This window comes from Arthrobacter sp. efr-133-R2A-63 (assembly GCF_030209795.1).
Taxonomy (GTDB): Bacteria; Actinomycetota; Actinomycetes; order Actinomycetales; family Micrococcaceae; genus Arthrobacter; species Arthrobacter bambusae_A.
Genome location: NZ_JARVRG010000017.1, coordinates 182144 through 200371 on the forward strand (window position 1 = coordinate 182144; position 18228 = coordinate 200371).

19 protein-coding genes are annotated in these 18228 nt (G+C 64.7%); 7 read left to right on the forward strand and 12 right to left on the reverse strand.

Annotation, left to right across the window (positions count from 1 at the left end):
* Position 1: 1 nt before the first annotated feature.
* From QRN45_RS08975 to rhaI, 3 genes are read right to left on the reverse strand one after another with little or no spacing between them, the layout of a single operon-like run.
* A complete protein-coding gene (locus QRN45_RS08975; protein WP_284763024.1) occupies positions 2-1498 on the reverse strand; it encodes a rhamnulokinase in 1497 nt (498 codons plus the stop codon).
* Positions 1495-3534, reverse strand: coding sequence for a bifunctional aldolase/short-chain dehydrogenase (locus QRN45_RS08980; protein ID WP_284763025.1), 2040 nt, complete (start codon positions 3532-3534; stop codon positions 1495-1497). The genes QRN45_RS08975 and QRN45_RS08980 overlap by 4 nt, the downstream gene beginning before the upstream one ends.
* Positions 3535-3537: 3 nt before the next feature.
* The gene (rhaI, locus tag QRN45_RS08985; RefSeq protein WP_284763026.1) at positions 3538-4704 is read right to left on the reverse strand and encodes an L-rhamnose isomerase; all 1167 of its coding nucleotides are present in this window, start codon (positions 4702-4704) and stop codon (positions 3538-3540) included.
* 198 nt (positions 4705-4902) lie between these two features.
* Here rhaI and QRN45_RS08990 point away from each other — a divergent pair, with 198 nt between their 5' ends.
* Positions 4903-5919: a LacI family DNA-binding transcriptional regulator gene (locus QRN45_RS08990; protein WP_284763027.1), complete on the forward strand. Its 1017-nt coding sequence runs from the start codon at positions 4903-4905 to the stop codon at positions 5917-5919.
* Here the strand turns inward: QRN45_RS08990 and QRN45_RS08995 are convergent.
* Complete coding sequence (locus QRN45_RS08995; protein WP_284763028.1) at positions 5916-6551, reverse strand: TetR/AcrR family transcriptional regulator; 636 nt, start codon at positions 6549-6551, stop codon at positions 5916-5918. The genes QRN45_RS08990 and QRN45_RS08995 overlap by 4 nt on opposite strands.
* Before the next feature lie 134 nt (positions 6552-6685).
* On the opposite strand from QRN45_RS08995, the gene QRN45_RS09000 reads away from it, so the two are divergent.
* From QRN45_RS09000 to QRN45_RS09015, 4 genes are read left to right on the forward strand one after another with little or no spacing between them, the layout of a single operon-like run.
* A complete protein-coding gene (locus QRN45_RS09000) occupies positions 6686-8602 on the forward strand; it encodes a primary-amine oxidase (protein WP_284763133.1) in 1917 nt (638 codons plus the stop codon).
* Positions 8599-10113 (forward strand): APC family permease, encoded by a 1515-nt coding sequence (locus QRN45_RS09005; protein ID WP_284763029.1) that lies wholly within the window; start codon positions 8599-8601, stop codon positions 10111-10113. The genes QRN45_RS09000 and QRN45_RS09005 overlap by 4 nt, the downstream gene beginning before the upstream one ends.
* Positions 10114-10131: 18 nt before the next feature.
* Entirely contained in the window at positions 10132-10668 is a 537-nt protein-coding gene (locus tag QRN45_RS09010) for a hypothetical protein (protein WP_241708574.1), read from the forward strand.
* A gap of 52 nt (positions 10669-10720) precedes the next feature.
* The gene (locus QRN45_RS09015) at positions 10721-12130 is read left to right on the forward strand and encodes an aldehyde dehydrogenase family protein (protein WP_284763134.1); all 1410 of its coding nucleotides are present in this window, start codon (positions 10721-10723) and stop codon (positions 12128-12130) included.
* On the opposite strand, the gene QRN45_RS09020 is transcribed toward QRN45_RS09015, so the two are convergent.
* Positions 12120-12992: a low temperature requirement protein A gene (locus QRN45_RS09020; protein ID WP_284763031.1), complete on the reverse strand. Its 873-nt coding sequence runs from the start codon at positions 12990-12992 to the stop codon at positions 12120-12122. The two genes, QRN45_RS09015 and QRN45_RS09020, sit on opposite strands and share 11 nt — an antisense overlap.
* A 206-nt stretch (positions 12993-13198) precedes the next feature.
* Here QRN45_RS09020 and QRN45_RS09025 point away from each other — a divergent pair, with 206 nt between their 5' ends.
* Both QRN45_RS09025 and QRN45_RS09030 read left to right on the forward strand, forming a co-directional pair.
* Entirely contained in the window at positions 13199-13423 is a 225-nt protein-coding gene (locus tag QRN45_RS09025; RefSeq protein WP_241708576.1) for a hypothetical protein, read from the forward strand.
* 75 nt (positions 13424-13498) lie between these two features.
* Positions 13499-13690, forward strand: coding sequence for a hypothetical protein (locus tag QRN45_RS09030; RefSeq protein ID WP_241708577.1), 192 nt, complete (start codon positions 13499-13501; stop codon positions 13688-13690).
* A 151-nt stretch (positions 13691-13841) separates the two neighbouring features.
* Here the strand turns inward: QRN45_RS09030 and QRN45_RS09035 are convergent, their stop codons facing one another.
* The 7 genes from QRN45_RS09035 to QRN45_RS09065 are packed head-to-tail and all read right to left on the reverse strand — an operon-like array spanning position 13842 to position 18227.
* A complete protein-coding gene (locus tag QRN45_RS09035) occupies positions 13842-15668 on the reverse strand; it encodes a complex I subunit 5 family protein (protein ID WP_284763034.1) in 1827 nt (608 codons plus the stop codon).
* Positions 15669-15672: 4 nt separating this feature from the next.
* A complete protein-coding gene (locus QRN45_RS09040; RefSeq protein ID WP_078105144.1) occupies positions 15673-16020 on the reverse strand; it encodes a sodium:proton antiporter in 348 nt (115 codons plus the stop codon).
* Entirely contained in the window at positions 16017-16805 is a 789-nt protein-coding gene (locus QRN45_RS09045) for an MnhB domain-containing protein (protein WP_284763036.1), read from the reverse strand. Before QRN45_RS09045 ends, QRN45_RS09040 begins: the two co-directional genes overlap by 4 nt.
* Complete coding sequence (locus QRN45_RS09050; protein WP_216353759.1) at positions 16802-17095, reverse strand: Na(+)/H(+) antiporter subunit B; 294 nt, start codon at positions 17093-17095, stop codon at positions 16802-16804. The genes QRN45_RS09045 and QRN45_RS09050 overlap by 4 nt, the downstream gene beginning before the upstream one ends.
* Positions 17092-17397 carry a monovalent cation/H(+) antiporter subunit G gene (locus QRN45_RS09055; protein WP_241708581.1) on the reverse strand — a complete coding sequence of 102 codons (306 nt, stop codon included), beginning with the start codon at positions 17395-17397 and terminating at the stop codon, positions 17092-17094. Before QRN45_RS09055 ends, QRN45_RS09050 begins: the two co-directional genes overlap by 4 nt.
* On the reverse strand, positions 17394-17684 hold the full coding sequence (locus QRN45_RS09060) for a monovalent cation/H+ antiporter complex subunit F (RefSeq protein ID WP_264636378.1): 291 nt from the start codon (positions 17682-17684) through the stop codon (positions 17394-17396). The genes QRN45_RS09055 and QRN45_RS09060 overlap by 4 nt, the downstream gene beginning before the upstream one ends.
* Positions 17685-18227: a hypothetical protein gene (locus tag QRN45_RS09065; protein ID WP_284763039.1), complete on the reverse strand. Its 543-nt coding sequence runs from the start codon at positions 18225-18227 to the stop codon at positions 17685-17687. It abuts the gene before it with no gap.
* Between the last annotated feature and the right edge of the window lies 1 nt (position 18228).

The window sequence follows — 18228 nt, forward strand, 5'->3', positions numbered from 1 at the left end:
TTCAGTTTATCGAGGGGCTTTGCGGGGCAACAGGGCGATGGCCATAGGGACTCTGATCTACCAGGCCCGTTTCGTAGCTTTCAAGGCCGACACTTGCCCTCACGAGTGCCCGGAGTCCGGACAGGCCTCCCGTAACCACTCCGGCCGCCCGGGCCTGGACCAGGACGTTTCCGAGCGCCGTGGCTTCCACGGGACCGGCCACAACCGTCTTGCCGGTGGCATCAGCGGTGAGTTGGCACAGGAGCCTGTTCTGCGATCCGCCGCCCACGATGTGGACCACCGACGTCTGCTTGCCGGACAGTTCTTCGGCACGCGCCAGGGTCCTCGCGTAAGCGGCCGCGAGGCTGTCCAGGATGCAGCGCACGACGGCGCCCGGACGGTCCGGGAGGACGGCACCACCGGCGCGAACCGCGGATCTGATGCGCTCAGGCATATTGTCCGGGGCGATGAACGCCGGATCGTCGGCATTGATTTGCGGGCCTCCCGTGGGCAGTGCCGCCGCGGACTCGAGGAGCGCGGCCAGATCCTGCCGGTGACCCTCGGCGGCCCAGGTGCGTTGGCATTCGCTGAGCAACCACAGGCCGCCGACGTTGCGCAGGTACCGGATGGTGCCGTCGACTCCCCGCTCGTTGCTGAAGTTGGCCAAGCGGCTTGTTTCATCCAGGACCGGGTTGCCCAATTCCACGCCCACGAGGGACCAGGTGCCGGAGGAAATGTAGGCGAAGTCCTCCTGCTGCGCGGGTACGGCTGCCACTGCCGAGGCGGTATCGTGCGATCCCACGGCAACCACGGTAGTCTCCTGCGGCAACCCCGTCCGGGCTGCCACTTCCTGTAGCAGCGTGCCTATCGTCTCGCCCGGCTGGATGATGGCCGGGAACAGGTTCTTGTGCAGCCCCAGTACCTTGAAGAATTCTGAGGCCCACTCCCCCGCGACGGCGTCAAAAAGCCCGGTGGTGGAAGCATTCGTGGCCTCGGTACGGCGTTGCCCCGTGAGCCTGAACGCGATCAAGTCCGGAATGAGCAACGCCTGGACGCCGAGCAGTTCAGGTTCGGTGGCGAGCTGGTAGAGCGTATTGAACTGCAGGAACTGCAGTCCGGTGGTCGCATAGAGCCGTGCCGGGTCCAGCACCTTGTGGACGTCCGCGACGGCGGTGCGCCCGCGCTCGTCGCGGTAGCTGAACGGCTGGGCCCGGAGGGCACCGGCGGGATCCACGAGTCCGTAGTCGACGGCCCACGTGTCGATCCCGATACTGGCGATCCGCTCCCCGCTTGCGGCGGCCGTTTCCGCGGCCGCCGCAAGTCCCGTGAGCACCTCCTCGAACAGGGCGTCGAAATCCCAGTGGAGTCCGCCGTCGAGCTCTACGACGCCGTTGGGGAAACGGTGCACTGTTTCGAGGGAGACGCGCCCGCCGGTGACCCGGCCGAGCATGACACGCCCGGACGAAGCACCGATATCGACGGCGGCGAAAACGCCGCCGTCACTGGACTGTCCCCTCATCGCAGGAAAGCGGCCGCGACGCCCGCGTCCACGGGAATGTGCAGGCCCGTGGTGTGCGAGAGCTCGTTGCTGGTGAGCACGGCGGCCGCGTTGGCCACATGCTCAGGCAGGACTTCGCGCTTGAGCAGGGTGCGCTGGGCGTAGTACTTGCCCAGTTCCTGCTCCTCGACGCCGTAGACGGCGGCGCGTTTGGCGCCCCAGCCGCCGGCGAAGATGCCGGAGCCGCGGACCACTCCGTCGGGGTTGATGCCGTTGACGCGGATACCGTACTCCCCCAGCTCAGCGGCCAGCAGACGGACCTGGTGGGCCTGGTCTGCTTTGGTGGCGGAGTAGGCGATGTTGTTCGGCCCGGCGAATACCGAGTTCTTCGAGGAAATGTAGACGATGTCCCCGCCCATGCCCTGCTCGATCATGACCTTCGCGGCGGCCTTCGAGACCAGGAACGAGCCCTTGGCCATGACGTTGTGTTGCAGGTCCCAGTCCTTCTCCGTGGTTTCCAGCAGGGGCTTGGAGATCGACAGGCCCGCGTTGTTCACCACCAGGTCCAGTCCGCCGAACGCGAGCACCGCGTCCTGGATCGCGGCTGCGACCTGGGTTTCGTCGGTGACGTCGGCCTGCACGCCGATGGCGACGTCCGCGCCGCCAAGCCCGGCCGCGACTGCCCGCGCGTTGTCCAGGTTGAGGTCGGCGATGACCACGCAGGCACCCTCCGCGGCGAGGCGGGTGGCGATCGCCTTGCCGATGCCCGACGCCGCGCCGGTCACCAAAGCGATGCGCGTGGCGTGCGATTTGGGCTTGGGCATCCGCGCGAGCTTGGCTTCTTCAAGGGCCCAGTACTCGATCCGGAACTTCTCGGATTCCTCGATCGGGGCGTAAGAGGAGATGGCCTCGGCGCCGCGCATGACGTTGATGGCGTTCAGGTAGAACTCGCCCGCCACCCGGGCGGTCTGCTTGTCCTTGCCGTAGGAGAACATTCCGACGCCGGGGACCAGGACGATGGCCGGGTCCGCGCCGCGCAAGGCGGGGCTGTCTTCGTCTGCGTGGCGGTCATAGTAGGCCTGGTAGTCCTCGCGGTACGCGGCATGCAGTTCCTTGAGGCGTGCGATGCTTTCCTCGATGCCGGCGTCGGCGGGCAGGTCCAGGACGAGGGGCTTGACTTTGGTGCGCAGGAAGTGGTCCGGGCAGGAGGTGCCCAGCGCTCCAAGGCGCGGGTGCCCGGCGCCTTCGAGGAATTCCAGGACACGCGGATCGTCGCTGAAATGACCCACCTGCGGCTTGTCGGCCGACGCGAGGCCGCGGATGGCGGGAGCCAACGCGGCCGCTTTGGCGCGACGCTCGGCTTCCGGGAGCGGGGCGTAGCCGGGGAGTTTGGCGCCGAAAGGCTCGGCTTTGCCGTTCCGGGCGATGTAGCCTTCGGCCTGCTCGATGATCCAGAGGGAGTTGGCCTCGGCTTCCTCGCTCGTTTCGCCCCACGCGGTGATGCCGTGTCCGCCCAGGATGGTGCCGATGGCTTGCGGGTTGGCTTCCTTGATCGCGGCGATGTCCAGTCCCAGCTGGAATCCGGGCCGGCGCCAGGGAACCCACACGACCTTGTTACCGAAGATCTTGGACGTCAGCGCTTCGCCGTCCACCGCCGTCGCGATCGCGATGCCCGAGTCCGGGTGCAGGTGGTCCACGTGAGCGGCGTCGACGAGTCCGTGCATGGCGGTATCGATCGACGGCGCAGCGCCACCCTTGCCGTGGAGGCAGTAATCGAAGGCGGCCACCATTTCGTCTTCGCGCTCGACGCCGGGGTAAACGGACTTGAGTGCCTGCAGCCGGTCCAGGCGCAGCACAGCCAGGTTTTCGGCCTTCAGCGTGCCCAGATCGCCGCCGGAACCCTTGACCCACAACAGCTCGACGCCCTCCCCGGTGACGGGGTCCTTGTCCGTTCCCTTCGCGGAGGTGTTCCCGCCGGCGAAGTTCGTGTTCCGCTTGTCCGCACCGAGGCGGTTGGAACGGGTGATCAGTTCTTCAACAGTCTTGTTGTTGCTCATGCTCTATGCGCCCCATCCGGCTTGCTGGCCGCCCACGCGGTCCTCGTTGATCTTCTTCTGGTAGCCGCTTGCCTTGAACGCCCTCATCGGGTCGGCGGGCAGGCCACGCTGTTCACGCCATTGCGCCAGCATCGGCCGGACGTCCGTGTAGAAGGCATCGTTGAAAATGCCGTTTGCAGCCAAGACATCCCCTTCACGCTGGGCTTCGGCCAGTGCATCGGTGTCGATGAGCAGTGCGCGGGCCGTCATCTCCTGGACGTTGAGCACGGACCGGATCTGGCCGGGGATCTTCTCCTCCAGGTTGTGGCACTGGTCAAGCATCAGGGCAACCCCTGACTCTTTCCCGAAGCCGCCGCCGCGGATGACCTCGTGCATGATGCGGAACAGCTGGAAGGGATCCGCGGCACCGACGATCAGGTCGTCGTCGGCGTAGAAGCGCGAATTGAAGTCAAAGGAACCGAGCTTCCCTAGGCGCAGGAGCTGCATGACGATGAACTCGATATTGGTTCCCGGGGCATGGTGGCCGGTGTCCAGGCAGACGAAGGCCTTCTCCCCCAGTGCCAGGGTCTGGGCGTAAGAGGTACCCCAGTCCGGAACATCGGTGTGGTAGAAAGCCGGCTCGAAGAACTTGTACTCCAGGACCAGGCGCTGGGTTTCGGCGAGCCCGGCGTAGATTTCCTGCAGGGATTCCGCGAGGCGGTCCTGGCGGCCGCGCATGTCGTCCTGGCCGGGATAGTTGGTGCCGTCGGCCAGCCAGACCTTCAGGTCCCGGGAGCCGGTGGCGTGCATGATGTCGATGCACTCCAGATGGTGGTCGACCGCCCGGCGCCGCACAGCCGCGTCCGAGGACGTCAGGGAGCCGTACTTGTACTCATCGTCCTGGAACGTGTTCGAGTTGATCGTCCCCAGCCCCACGCCAAGGCTCTCTGCATACTCGCGCAGGGCGGAGTAATCATCCACCTTGTCCCACGGGATGTGCAGTGCCACCGTGGGCGCAAGGCCCGTCAGTTCGTGGACTTTCGCGGCGTCGGCCAGCTTCTCCTGGATAGTCCGCGGGGTGCCGGACGTACCGAACACCTTGAATCGCGTGCCCGAGTTGCCATAGGCCCACGAGGGAACCTCGATGGCCAGTTCCCCGAGGCGGCCCAGGGCCGTTTCAGTGGTGTTCATGATTGCTCCTTCTGTTGCCTGTGCGTCGTCTTTGAATGGGAGGCCCAAGCCATGTTTTGAATCGATTCATTTAAGAACCTACTCACACGGTAGGGCCTGCTTCCATGGCGTGTCAATAGTCAATCCAGGAGATCGCCGGTTGAGCCACGTAACATTGACGAAACGGATTGATTCGATTCATCGATTGGGAGGTTCAGCGTGCCAACCGGACCGGGTGCGAAGCTGACGGACGTCGCCGCTCTTGCGGGAGTTTCGGTCGGCACTGTTTCGAATGTCCTCAACCGGCCGGACCAAGTGTCGTTCGACAAGAGAAGCCGGGTCCTGGCCGCGATCGACCAGTTGGGATTCGTGCGAAACGAATCAGCCCGCTCGCTACGGTCCGGATCCACGCGGAGCCTGGGCATGCTGGTGCTGGACGTCCGCAACCCCTTCTTCACCGATGTGGCCCTGGGGGCTGAAAACGTCGCCGAGGACCACAAGCACTCCCTGATCCTGGCCAACAGCGCCGAAAACGCCGGGCGTGAGCAGGCCTATCTGGACCTGTTCGAGCAGCAGCGTGTCCAAGGCGTCCTGATCACTCCGTTCGGGAACGTCCTTGAACGGCTTGAGAAAATGCGCACCCGGGGCATCCCCTCCGTACTCGTGGACAGGCTCGCAAGCACAGATGAGTTCTGCTCGGTTTCGGTGGACGACGTCGCCGGCGGGGCGACCGCCCTGGACCATCTTGTCAGCATCGGCGCAGTCCGCCCTGCATTCGTGGGAGGCCCCTTCACGCTGCAGCAGGTTGAGGACCGCTACCGGGGTGCAGCCGACGCGGCGCAACGGGCGGGCCTCCCCCTTCAATTATTCGAAACGCCCGATCTGAAATTTGAGCGCGGGCGCCAAATTGGCGATCTCATGTGGAATCTCCAGCCCGCCAAGCGGCCGGACGCCGTGTTTGCGGCGAACGACCAACTGGCGCTCGGGCTGTTGCAGTCCTTCGCGGCCAACGGGCTCCGCGTGCCCGAGGACATCGCGATCGTGGGCTTCGACGACATCGATTTCGCTTCGCAGTCGAGCATCCCGCTCAGCTCCATCAGTCAGCCAAGGCAGCTGATCGGCGAGCGCGCCGCCCAGCTGCTCTTCGACGAAATCGACGACGAGCCCGGCCACGTGCACAGCCAAGTGGTGTTCACGCCGGAACTCGTGGCGAGGCAGAGCACCCTGCGCCGCTAAGCGGATCTTTTCGGGCCGGCCGTTGGCACGAGATCGCGCTTTTCGGATGAAATGAGGGATATATAGGTCTCCAGTTGGGACCGTAGCTGATCTGCCGAGTGGTGTTCCGGCGTCAGGGTGGCCGTGATCTGGGCACCGAGCGCGAAGGTCATGATCCCGCCAACGATGTCGTCGTCGTTCAGTCCCTCCTTCAGTTCGCCGAGTTCCCTGGCTTCACGGAGCTTGTCGAACAGGGCTTCACGCCACTGCTCCATTGAGGAATCGTGCAAAGCGGCCTTCGCCGGGTCCGTCAGGGCGCGTTGCCAGAAGGCAATCGCGATGCGCGCCTCGTTGAGCCTCTCGGCGTCGAGCGGCAAAATTTCATGGCAATAGCTGCGCAATGCAGACAGGCCCCGCTGGCCGGCAGTGGAATCGCTCATGCGGGTATTCGTCTGGTTGAAGACGTGGCCGAAGGCAAACGTCAAGAGATCGTCCTTTGTGGGGAAATACGGCTTGAGCGCGCCGTTGGCAAAGCCTGCTTCCGTTGCTATCTCGCGCATGGTGGCTCCTTCGATCCCCCTGCTGGCGATGATCCGCCACGTGGCTTCGACGAGCTCCACCCTGCGCTTGTCGTGGTCTACGATCTTCGGCACGCTTTCCCCAAATCTTTTTTTCTACAACCGTTGTGACTCAGATTACACGATGCTATTCTCTACACACATAGAAAATAAATCGCCACTCACAAAGGCCTTCCATGAGCACAACTTCTTCTCCAGAAATCGCCGAAATGGCTGCGTTTGCCGGACCGTCTCCGTTTGCCTTGACGAGTGCCGAAGACATCACGGCCGTCAGGGGCGTCCTGGCCGACGCCGGACTCTTCGACGGCTCCATCCGGATCGCCTACCTTGGCCTCCTTGAGCCACCGCGGAATGCGGAGGCTGTGGACCGCAGGTTCAGGGTTTTCCTGCACAACGTTTCAACCGGTGCGGCACAGGACGTCGTGGTTTCCGTGACGCATCAGGAAGTGGTCTCGAAAGTGGAACTCGACACTTCGGTGACGGGCGAGCTTCCGGTGATCGAAGAGGAATTCGAGGTGGTTGAAGAGATCCTCGCCCAGGACGAACGATGGCTCAAGGCCTTGGCTGACCGGAACCTCGATGTCAGCAAAGTCAGGGTCGCTCCCCTGTCGGCCGGAGTCTTCGAGTACCCGGAAGAGAAGGGCCGCCGGATTCTGCGGGGTTTGGCTTTCGTCCAGGAGTTCCCCGGGGACAGTGCCTGGGCCCACCCCGTGGACGGGCTGGTTGCCTACGTCGAGGTCGTCAGCAAAACGGTGGACCAGGTCCTGGATTTCGGGCCGGTCCCGGTGCCGGAAGAACACGGCAACTTTACGGACCCTGAATTGACCGGGCCGATGCGAACCACCCAGAAGCCGATCCACATCACCCAGCCGGAAGGCCCGAGCTTCACGGTCCACGATGGAAACCACGTCGAGTGGGAGAAATGGAGCCTGGACATCGGCTTCGATGTCCGGGAAGGCGTCGTTCTCCACAATGTGGCGTTCGACGACGGCGATCGCCGTCGCAGCATCCTCAAGCGGGCTTCCATCGCCGAAATGGTGGTGCCTTACGGGGACCCCTCCCCCGTGCGCTCCTGGCAGAACTACTTCGATACCGGCGAATACCTGGTGGGCCAGTACGCCAACTCGCTCGAGCTCGGCTGCGATTGCCTCGGCGACATCACCTACCTCAGCCCGGTCGTCAGCGACGCGTTCGGCCGCCCACGGGAAATCCGCAACGGAATCTGCATGCACGAAGAGGATTGGAGCATCCTCGCCAAGCACAGCGACCTCTGGAGCGGCGTGAACTACACTCGCCGGAACCGCAGGCTCGTCATCAGTTTCTTCACGACCATCGGCAACTACGACTACGGCTTCTACTGGTACCTCTACCTCGACGGAACCATCGAGTTCGAAGCCAAGGCCACCGGCGTCGTCTTCACCAGCGCCCACCCCGGAAAGGGCTACCCGTACGCCTCGGAGCTCGCCCCCGGCCTTGGGGCTCCCTTCCACCAGCATCTTTTCAGCGCGCGACTGGATTTCGCCATCGACGGCCTGAGCAACCGGGTCGAAGAAGAGGACGCCGTCCGTGTACCCATGGGAGAAGGCAACGAGCGCGGCAACGCCTTCGCCCGCCGTCGGACGGTGCTCAAGAGCGAATCTGAGGCCGTCCGCGAGTCCGACATGGCGGCCGGACGGGCCTGGATCATCTCCAACCCCGAATCACTCAACCGCCTGGGCGACCCCGTCGGCTACAAACTCCACGGACAGGGGCATCCCATGCTCCTGGCCGACCCCGAATCGTCCATCGCCCGGCGTGCAGCATTCGCAACGAAGGATCTGTGGGTGACCCGCTACGACGAGAACGAGCGCTACCCGAGCGGCGACTTCGTCAACCAGCACTCCGGAGGGGCCGGACTGCCGTCCTACATTGCCGGCGACAGGGACATCGACGGACAGGACATCGTCGTCTGGCATACCTTCGGACTGACTCACTTCCCCCGCCCCGAGGACTGGCCCATCATGCCCGTGGACACCGTGGGCTTCAAACTGCGCCCCGAAGGCTTCTTCGATCGGAGCCCCGTCCTCGATGTCCCCGCCTCAAAGCCCGCCGAAGGCGGCCACTGCCACATGGAGGTCCAGAAATGAGCTTAACAACCGGGAAAGAGACCACTGAGGTGGATCACCCGCATCACCATCGACGCCGTCTCGGCGTCCCGGCAGTGACCTTCATGATCATTGCCGCCTCGGCTCCGCTCACGGTCCTCGCCGGCGGGGTGACGACGACGTTTGGCGTCACCGGAGTCACCGGAGTACCGCTGTCCTTCCTGCTGCTCGGCGGAACCCTCGCTGTATTCGCGGTCGGCTACGCGGCAATGAGCCGTTACGTCGTCAACGCCGGTGCCTTCTATTCCTACGTTGCCCAGGGCATCTCGCGACCGGTCGGCGTTGGTGTTTCCATGGTGGCGCTGATGGCCTACAACCTGATGCAAGTAGGCATCTACGGGCTCTTCGGCTTCACTGTCTCAAGCTTGATCAACGAACGATTCGGCGCCACTGTCCCGTGGTGGATTCCGGTGCTCGTCTGCATCGCCGTCGTCGCATTCCTCGGCGTGAACCGGGTGGACCTGTCAGCGAAGGTCCTCGGAGTGCTCGTCGGACTGGAGTTCCTCGTGGTGATCGTCTACGACGTCGCCTCCTTCATCGTGGCACCCGAGGGAGTCAGCGGCGCGCCGCTGAGCCCGCAGAGCCTCTTTGTCCCGGGCGTCGGGGCCGTCCTCTCCTTCGGCATCGCGGCGTTCATGGGATTCGAATCGGCCGCGATCTATGGCGAGGAAAGCAAGGACCCCAAGCACACCGTCGCCCGGGCCACGTATACGGCAGTGGCCATCATTGCCCTGTTCTACGCGGTGTCCTCCTGGGCCATGGCGGTCGGAACCGGTCCGTCCGCTGTGGTCCACGCCTCCGCGAAACAAGGACCGGACCTGATGTTCGGTTTCCTGAGTGACCACGCAGGTGTCCTCCTCGCCGACCTGGCCCGCTTGCTCTTCGTCACCAGCCTGTTCGCAGCCTTGGTCAGCTTCCACAACGCCGCCGCGCGCTACTTCTTCTCCCTTGGCCGGGAACAAGTCCTTCCCCGGAAGCTGGGTGCAGTACGGCGGCACAGCGGCGCCCCCTACGCCGGCTCAATCGCCCAGACGGTGATCGCCGTCGTCGTCACGGTGGCGTTCGCCATCGCCGGGACCGGATCCTCGCTCGGTGATCTCTACCCTGTCCTCACCATGTTCACGTGGCTGACCAACGACGGCGCGATGGGACTTGTCCTCTTGATGACCGTTGTCTCCCTGGCGGTCATTGGATTCTTCCGCAAGAACAGGCATGACGCCGGTTTGTGGACCCGCGTGGTCGCCCCTGCACTGGGATTCGTGCTCCTGGCGGCGATCTTCGTTCTGATTGTGGTCAACTTCAACGTACTGCTGGGCCAAAGCGAGACCAATGCGCTGACGTTCATCCTGCCGGCCACGATCATCGTGCCCGGGCTGGTGGGGATCGCCTGGGCGTTCCGCATCCGCCGGAACAACCCCGGCGTATATCGGCGGATCGGGCACGGCGAAGAGGGGCCGGCGGCTGTCCACCTCGGCGACGAAGAAGACGTGTAGCGCCGGGACCGATGACCTGTGAACACCATGCACACGATCCTTTCGATAGTCATGCTGGCCTGCTGCGCCCTCGGAATCTGGAGCCCCCTGCGCGAAGGCGTGGTCAGGAACCTCAGCCAGTGGGGACCGATGGCACTCATGCTCGTGGCGATGGCGGACACGAGTGTCGGGCCCGGCATCCTTCCGGGCGTCGTGTGGGGCCTCCTGCTGCTTCTCACTTCACCGTTACCGCTGATGCTCCTGCCCAAGGATCGCCGCGGCGGCATGGAAATACACCGTTCCTTGTCCATAGTGGCGATGTTCGCCGTTTTTGTCACAACCCTTCCCACAGCCCCATCCGGTTCTGTTCACCAAACCCATGCGCACGCGGGACTTGGTGGAGCGAACCCGGCCCTGGCAGTTGTCCTCGCGGCAGCGGTCATCGCCTACTCGATCGTCCTGGCGGTCCAATCGCTTTGCCGGAAAGGGCGCGGACACCGTCGTCACGCGTCCGCCCCGCTTGAGGCCATCTCTTCGGCTGGGGCCTTGGGCGCCATGATCCTGATGGCCGTCTGACCGCAGTGTCCAATCCTTGAAAACCATTACCAACTCAGAGTGGAGTAACCCCTTGGAAAGCTACGACGCCCTCCTCGCTTCAATCACCCCGGCCACCGGCGAAACCCGGACCATCCTCGACCCCGCCACGGGCACCGCCGTCGGCGAGGCACCGGTCCACACCGTCGAGGACCTCCAGGCGGCCATCGACGCCGCCCGGGCAGCCCAGCCGGCATGGGCTGCGGCCGGCCACGACGCCCGGTCCGCCGCGCTCCTGAAGGCCGCCGACGCCGTCGAGCGCTCCGCCGAGGAACTCGCCCGCTTGCTCTCCCGCGAGCAAGGCAAGCCCTTGAACGGCCCCAACGCCCGCTTCGAAGTCGGCGCCTGCGCCGCGTGGCTCCGCGCCGCCGCCGCCACCCCGCTCGAGGCCGAAACCGTGGTGGACGACGGCGACACCCGCGCCGAACTGCACTACCGGCCCATCGGCGTCGTCGGCGCGATCGGACCCTGGAACTGGCCCATGATGATCACTATCTGGCAGATCGCCCCCGCCCTGCGCATGGGCAACGCCGTCGTCGTCAAACCTTCCGAATACACACCCCTGTCCGTCCTGGCCCTCGCCGCCGTGATCAACGAAGAACTCCCCGAAGGCCTCCTCACCGTGGTCTCCGGCGGCCGCGACGTCGGCGAAGCGCTCGCTACCCACCCCGCCATCGGCAAGGTCATGTTCACCGGCTCCACCACCACCGGCAAAGCCATCATCCGCTCCAGCGCAGACACCGTCAAACGCCTCACCCTCGAACTCGGCGGCAACGACGCCGGCATCGTCCTGCCCGACGCCGACCCCGCCGCCATCGCCGAAGGACTCTTCTGGGGCGCCTTCATCAACACCGGCCAGACCTGCGCCGCACTCAAACGCCTCTACGTCCACGACGACATCTACGACGCCGTGTGCACGGAACTCACGGCCGTTGCGAAGGCCATGCCCATGGGCGTTGGCCTCGACGAAAACAACGTCCTCGGCCCGCTGCAGAACCGCCAGCAATACAACATCGTCGCCCGCCTCGTCGACGCCGCCCGCGACTCCGGCGCCCGGATCCTGCTCGGCGGCAACCCCGAGACCGACCAGCCCGGCAACTTCTACCCCACCACCCTCGTGGCCGACATCGACAACAACAACCCGCTCGTCGCCGAGGAGCAATTCGGCCCGGCACTGCCGATCATCCGCTACACCACCATCGACGAGGCAGTGGCGCTGGCGAACGCGCTCGACGTCGGACTCGGCGCCTCCGTCTGGTCCACGGACCTGGACGCCGCCCGCGACGTCGCCGCCCGCCTCCAAGCCGGCACCGTCTGGATCAACAAACACGGCGCCGTCGACCCCCGCATCCCCTTCGGCGGCGCCAAGCAATCCGGCTACGGCCTCGAATTCGGCGTCGAAGGCCTCAAAGCACTCGGCGTGCCGCAGGTGATCAACGGCTGACCCAACTGTCTCGCAGTTGTTGTCGTTTTGAGGGCCCAGAACGACAACAACTGTCAGCTAGTTGGGGCGTGCCGGTGGGAACTGCCCACGGCAGCACTGCGCGTGGTCGCTGACCGTAGCGCAGCGACACGATCGCATTGCACGTATAGAAGAGGGCCAGGCCGCTGCCGAGGGAAATCCCGGAACCGAACGGCAAATGCTCGTAAGGTGCTGGAACGGCTGTCGCGATCGCCCCGGCAATCGCAGTCACCCCCGGAACCAGGAGAAACGGTATGAACAACGTGGTCTGAAGGATCCCGGCGAAATCGGACCGAGCCTGGAGGCGCTCGAGCCCCGCGGTGATGGTCCCGGTGCCGTACTGGAAGAACGCACAGCCGAGGAAGGCCACTACCAGGAATCCGAGATCGCCGACCAGCCCCGCGCCCGGCCCCCAATGAGCGGACACCTCAGTGACGATCGTGAAGATGGACTCGCCGAGGACAATGATGACGAACAGGCCAAGCCGCTCGGAAGCGTGTTCGATATTGATGCCGCCGATGCTCCGGTCGGGCCAAAGGCGGGCTCCAACCACCACCATGCCAACCTCGACGACGATCGCGGCAGCCCACAGAACGACGGCGATGTGGAGCGGCAAGACGGCAGAGATGAGCCAGAGGACCGCTGTGCCGCCGTTGTAGATCCAGATCCGCCACGGAGTTTCGGACGAATTTTCGCGGTGTTGGTCGCGGTGTTGGTACAGCCACAGGACCAGCAGGACAACACGAATCGCAGCATTGGCCAGCGAAAAGGCCCACGCCCGTTCGCCAAAGGCACCGGGCGCGGCGGCGGCCATGACGCTCGCCGCAGCCATGGCAGCGAGCATCGCGACACCCAGCGCCCGGGACGGGGATCACGGGCCACCTCGTGCTTCAACGCGCCGGGAACCGACGACTTATCCATCATTGCCCCATGGTATTGGCTGCCGAGGTTGCGCCACCCGCGGTTTGGGATAGTAGCATTTGTGAGGCAGGAATACCTTATGCGGGGAGCGTCCTACGCGCAGGGAAACATCGGGGGCAAGCAGAGGTCATGGATTCGGAACCGTTACAGCCAGAAGTAAATCCGCGATTCAGTAACACCCGGAAGCAGAATACCGAGCTCGCTATCCAGCAACTCCGGGACGGCGGGTTCACCACCACCCAAATAGATGATTTCCTGGCCACGTTGCATCGCATGGAAGCCGACGATTCGATTCTTGCGCCCCTGACGAATGCCTTGCTCGCCATGAACGTCTCAGTCCAATGGCTCATGTAGCGGCGCGCCGGCGCCCTCCATCCGAACGATTTTCAACCTCTTTTGGGGAACGCTTTCGAGTGGGACGATTTTGATATGAGCGAAAACCAAGACCATAAGCTCGCGTCCCCGGCAGCCGGCTACTTTCCCAGGGAGAAGGGCATGTCCGCGGAGGAGTACGAGCACCCGACCACCCACCAGATGCGCATCGTAGGCCAGCGGCGGACGGATGCGGAAGCCAAGCTTGAGCGGCAACAGCGCGAGGCCCGGAACAAATCACACGACTAGGGGGCGCGCTTGAGGAGCCGGCGCTGAATCGCAGTCCGGCGATATTTTCGTCATCCTTGCCCCGCTGTGCTTGGCAGCTCGACTACCGCCGTTGCATCGCTCGCTCCGGGCGTCGGCAATCTTAGGCTTCCACTCCACGCCGCGGAAGATTTCAGCCGAGCACCAGGGCCCACCCTGCCGCGAGGCCCACGAGCAGCCACACGACATAGTCGCCGACGCGCCCGGAGTGCAAGCGCCGGAGGATTCTTAGCGCCGGCTGGGCCGCGTGCGCGGGGCTGCGGAGAGCGGAAGGCAGACGCCAGCCATGGAGCGCCGCGGCCGCCATGAAGACGGCGATCGTGGTCGACAGCAGCCCCAGCGCGACGCTCGTCGGCTCCCATGCGGCGCCCGTGGCTGGGTGCGACACATAAGGGGTCGGACCCTCGAGGACGGCCGACACATAGCCGGCGCGGTCCATGAACCGGGCTGCGGCCTCTTCGGCGGCATCGCCGATCGACGGAAGCACCCCCAAAGCAAGGGCGCCCGCCAGCAATCCCACAGCCGGCGCACCCATTGATATCGGGATACGGCGCAGGCCGATGGGTACTTCGATACGCTCCTCGTCCCCGCTCATCCCCTCCGCCTCGATCCCGGCGGGGCGGCCGCCGAGACCCAGGAATATCCGCCCGCAAACACGGAACACAGCGGCGGCTGTCACCGCCGACACCCCGACCATAAGGACAGGGACCCAAAGCCGCCCTGCACTCGATGAGGCATGCTCGGCGATGCCCTTGCCCAGGCCGGCGGCGAAGGGCGGCGCGCCTGCGAGCGCGGCACCGGCGATCACGAAGGCGATTCCAAGCACCGGCGAATCCTTTCCGCGTCCGCGGAGCGTGTACTCGTCGACGCTGCCGTACCTGTTCAATATGATCCCGCTCAGCAGGAACAAGGAGCCCTTGACCGCAGCGTGGCCGAGGATGTACGCGGCAACCCCTCCCAACGCATCCGGGGAAGCGGTGCCGAGAACAGCCAGGAAGACTCCCATGTGGGCAATCGTTGAGTACGCCAGCAGTCTCTTGATGTGCCGCTGAAGGAAGCACATGACGCTCCCCACGACGGCGGTCAGGATGCCAAGCACTATGAAAAGGACCTGGGCCGGGGAAGCGATCTGTGAACCGGCGAAGGCCGCCCAGTAAACCCGCGCAACGCCATAGAGGCCCAATTCGACCATCACTCCGGAAAACAGCACGCATACGGGCGAGGGTGCGACGGCGTGGGCGTCGTCGAGCCAAAAATGGAACGGGACGATCGCGGCTTTCACGAGGAACCCTGCGCACAGGAGGATGAACGCGATCGCGATCAGCGGGCTCCGGTCACCAAGCAGTGCTGTGGAGATGGCCGCCAGATTCAAGCTGCCGGTGCGTGCGTACAGGAGGCCGACGCCCATGAGCGAAAAGTAGGCGGCCAGTGAGTTCACGATGCCGAAGTTGATGGCACCGTGGACTGCGGACGGGTCTTCGGCCTTGAGCCCTGTCAGTGCGTACGCGGCCACGCCCATCAGTTCGAAGAAGACGAACATGGTGAAGACGTCGCCCGCGAACGCGAAGCCTGTCATACCGGCGAGGAAGAGCACCATCAAGCCGTGGTAGTGGACGGTGTCCGACTCGAAGTACCGCCACGAGAAGATGAGGGAAGCGACCATCAGCACCGCCGCGAGGAGGGAAATCCCGATGCTGAATTGGTCTCCGACCAGGGCGATTCCAACGGCACGGCCGCCCTGGGGCTGCCACGCACCCATCCAGTAGACAAGACGTTCGCTCCCCGCCGGAGCCATCATAAACACCTCAAGCGTTGCTGCCGCCGCGGCGGCAGCGAGGGAGATCACGTCAGCGAAACGGCGTGGAAGGCGGGACCCTAGGGACATCAGCACACACGAAGCCAGGATCAGGACGATCACGGCCGCGGGCATGAGGGCTGCGGCGGCCGTACCCGGGACCATGCGCTCAGCCCTCCAACCGACCGAGTCGGTCGGGATCGATCGCCTGATGGCGCTTGGCGATTTGAATCACGAGCGCCAGCAGCATCGACGTCACCGCTGCCGAGACGACGATGTCGGTCAGGGTCAATGCCTGGACCACAGGGTCGACGACCGGGGTGGTCTTGCCGACTTGCGCGCCGAAAATGGGTGCCACGCCCCCGTATTGAAAGCCGACGGCGACGAGCAGCACGTACGTGCCCGACTGGGCCACCGAAAGGCACACGACAGTGTGGACCAGGTTGCGGCTCGTAGCGATCCCCGCGACGCCAAGGAGCATGATGCTGACTGCGACAAAGTATGCGTAGTAGTTCACGACGCAGACCCTTCCTCGTAACCGGAGCGTGGCGTTCGCCCTGGATCGCTTACCCGCTCGGCCCGGATCGCGAGCGCTTGGTCCAGGAAGCTGGCCAGGAGGACGATGACGCTGCTGCAGACGGTCATTCCCACGGCGATGTTGAAGAGCGGCACTGTTCCCGAGGAGATGAAATCGCCGAGCTGGCCTTGCGGGATGACGTTGGCGAAGAGTGCCGAGCCGAGCGCGGCACCCGTGATCCCGAGGGCTCCGAACAAGACGACGCCCAGCGCCTCGCCCTGGTGGAACCATGCAAGCGGCCGCAGCTTGCGCAGGAGGGAGTATCGGCCGCCGACGTATAGCAAGTGGATGCCCGTTGAAAGGATGACGCCACCTTGGAAGCCGCCGCCAGGGGTGACGGCCCCGTGCGCTAGTACGTTGACGGCCAGCACGACGGTCAGCGGAAACAGGAAATAGACGAGGAGGTTCGTCGATTCGAGCACGTGGCCCGCCTCGCTGACCTCCCGCCGTCGTTCGCGGTAGACCGGCCTCAGCAACGCCGCGACGCCGATGACGGCGCAGAACAGGATCGTCTCTTCCCCGAAGGTGTCGAAGCCGCGCTGGTCGAAGTTGATGCTCGAAACGGCGTTTGCGGTGTCATGCGCGTAGGTGGCCGCAACGGCCGCGTCACGGTATGCGTGGAGGTCCCCGCCGAACTGCGGCATGCCCGTGAACGCGAGCGCCATCGAGACCGCGAAGGCGACGATGCCGACGCCAAGAACGATGAGGCGGATCCGCCGCGTCATTTCTCCTCCTGCCCGTCTGTGATCCCGCGGTGTTCGGCACGGATGACCGATACTTTCCGGATCGCGAGAACCACGATCAGGGGGACCACAGCCGTTCCAATGGCCACTTGGCTGAGCGCCACGTCGGGTGCCTGGAGGACGACAAACAAGATGGTGAGCAGCAGCCCGTAGCACGAAAGGACCACAGCCTGCTTTGAGGGATGGCGCGAGAACACGACGGCCGCGGCTCCCACAAGCACCAGGGTGAGGCTGACGCCAATCAGGAGGTTGCTCAGGACTCCGTCGTTCATTCGGGCGACCTTCCGACATCCAGTCCCCGCTCGTCGGCGAGCGACCTCCCGACCGCGATCGTCACTGCGGGACCGCCGAAAGCGGCGACCAGCGCGATCAGGATGATGGTGGCGCTACCCAGGGAGAATCCAAAATAGATCACGGCTGCGACAGAAAAAAGCGGCACTCCGAGGGTCGTCACGGGCGCCAGGAAGTGCAAGCGTGCGAGGGGCTCGCGCGCCAGTACTGCTCCCACGCAGCCGAAAGCCGCCGCCAGTACGCCCAATCCGGCAAAGATGGACTCGAAGATCATTGCAGTCATTCCTCGTCCCTTACCGCTTGCGCATCAATGCCCGGTTTCAACAGCCTGGTGTAGACGAGCGTCCCGATCGAGGCGAGCACGGCAAGCACGAGCGGGACGATCAGGTACGAAGACTGGCCGACGATGATCGAGAGGCCTATCAACACCATGATGCTCGAACCCGTGAGCAGCTGGAGTCCAACCAATCGTTGGACGTCGCTACCGCGGGCAACCAGGAACAGGCTTGGCGCCACCCCGAGGAGCAGTAACGCCAAGGTCACTGCCGACCACAAGATCGCGGTATCCATTCATAACCCTTGTCCGGTGCCTGGCGACACGTGGCGGTCGAGCCGGGGCCAGCCTTCTGCCAGGACGTGTACGTGGATCCGGTGCGCGTCCGGGTCGGAATAGAAAACCACGGATCCGGGTGTCGAGGACAAGGCGATCATGGCCGCGGCGCGCCATCCTGTTGCTTTGGGGCTAGCCGTTCCCGGCATCCGTTGGTCCTGCAAGGACTCCCCCCGGGGGCCCGCGAGCCAGCGTGCGAGACGCACGGTATCGGTTACGGCCGCGGCGGGAACAAGAGCCGCCCATCGTAGCCAGATGCCGCGCGCCGCGGCCTGGAAACCCATGGCGCGCCGGGCCGTGCGGGCAAGCACCGCGCCGAGTAACGCCGTCGACGCTGCCGCGACCGTCTCCGGAAGCGTCACGGTGCTCACCGTGACGAGCCAGGAGAGCGTTCCCCCGATCCACCAGAGAACCAGCTCCAGGACGGCCCCCGAGACCCGGCGTGCCCCGGGAAGCCCGAAAAACCTGCCGACGGGGCCGTTTCGATTTCGGTTCGCCGTCACA

What these genes read in the sequence shown, in the direction of transcription:
- QRN45_RS08975 (WP_284763024.1), bottom strand. Translation starts at nt 1,498, where the DNA reads ATGAGGGGACAGTCCAGTGACGGCGGCGTTTTCGCCGCCGTCGATATC.
- QRN45_RS08980 (WP_284763025.1), bottom strand. Translation starts at nt 3,534, where the DNA reads ATGAGCAACAACAAGACTGTTGAAGAACTGATCACCCGTTCCAACCGC.
- rhaI (WP_284763026.1), bottom strand. Translation starts at nt 4,704, where the DNA reads ATGAACACCACTGAAACGGCCCTGGGCCGCCTCGGGGAACTGGCCATC.
- QRN45_RS09000 (WP_284763133.1), top strand. Translation starts at nt 6,686, where the DNA reads ATGGCTGCGTTTGCCGGACCGTCTCCGTTTGCCTTGACGAGTGCCGAA.
- QRN45_RS09005 (WP_284763029.1), top strand. Translation starts at nt 8,599, where the DNA reads ATGAGCTTAACAACCGGGAAAGAGACCACTGAGGTGGATCACCCGCAT.
- QRN45_RS09020 (WP_284763031.1), bottom strand. Translation starts at nt 12,992, where the DNA reads ATGCTCGCTGCCATGGCTGCGGCGAGCGTCATGGCCGCCGCCGCGCCC.
- QRN45_RS09025 (WP_241708576.1), top strand. Translation starts at nt 13,199, where the DNA reads ATGGATTCGGAACCGTTACAGCCAGAAGTAAATCCGCGATTCAGTAAC.
- QRN45_RS09030 (WP_241708577.1), top strand. Translation starts at nt 13,499, where the DNA reads ATGAGCGAAAACCAAGACCATAAGCTCGCGTCCCCGGCAGCCGGCTAC.
- QRN45_RS09035 (WP_284763034.1), bottom strand. Translation starts at nt 15,668, where the DNA reads ATGGTCCCGGGTACGGCCGCCGCAGCCCTCATGCCCGCGGCCGTGATC.
- QRN45_RS09045 (WP_284763036.1), bottom strand. Translation starts at nt 16,805, where the DNA reads ATGACGCGGCGGATCCGCCTCATCGTTCTTGGCGTCGGCATCGTCGCC.
- QRN45_RS09050 (WP_216353759.1), bottom strand. Translation starts at nt 17,095, where the DNA reads ATGAACGACGGAGTCCTGAGCAACCTCCTGATTGGCGTCAGCCTCACC.
- QRN45_RS09055 (WP_241708581.1), bottom strand. Translation starts at nt 17,397, where the DNA reads ATGACTGCAATGATCTTCGAGTCCATCTTTGCCGGATTGGGCGTACTG.
- QRN45_RS09060 (WP_264636378.1), bottom strand. Translation starts at nt 17,684, where the DNA reads ATGGATACCGCGATCTTGTGGTCGGCAGTGACCTTGGCGTTACTGCTC.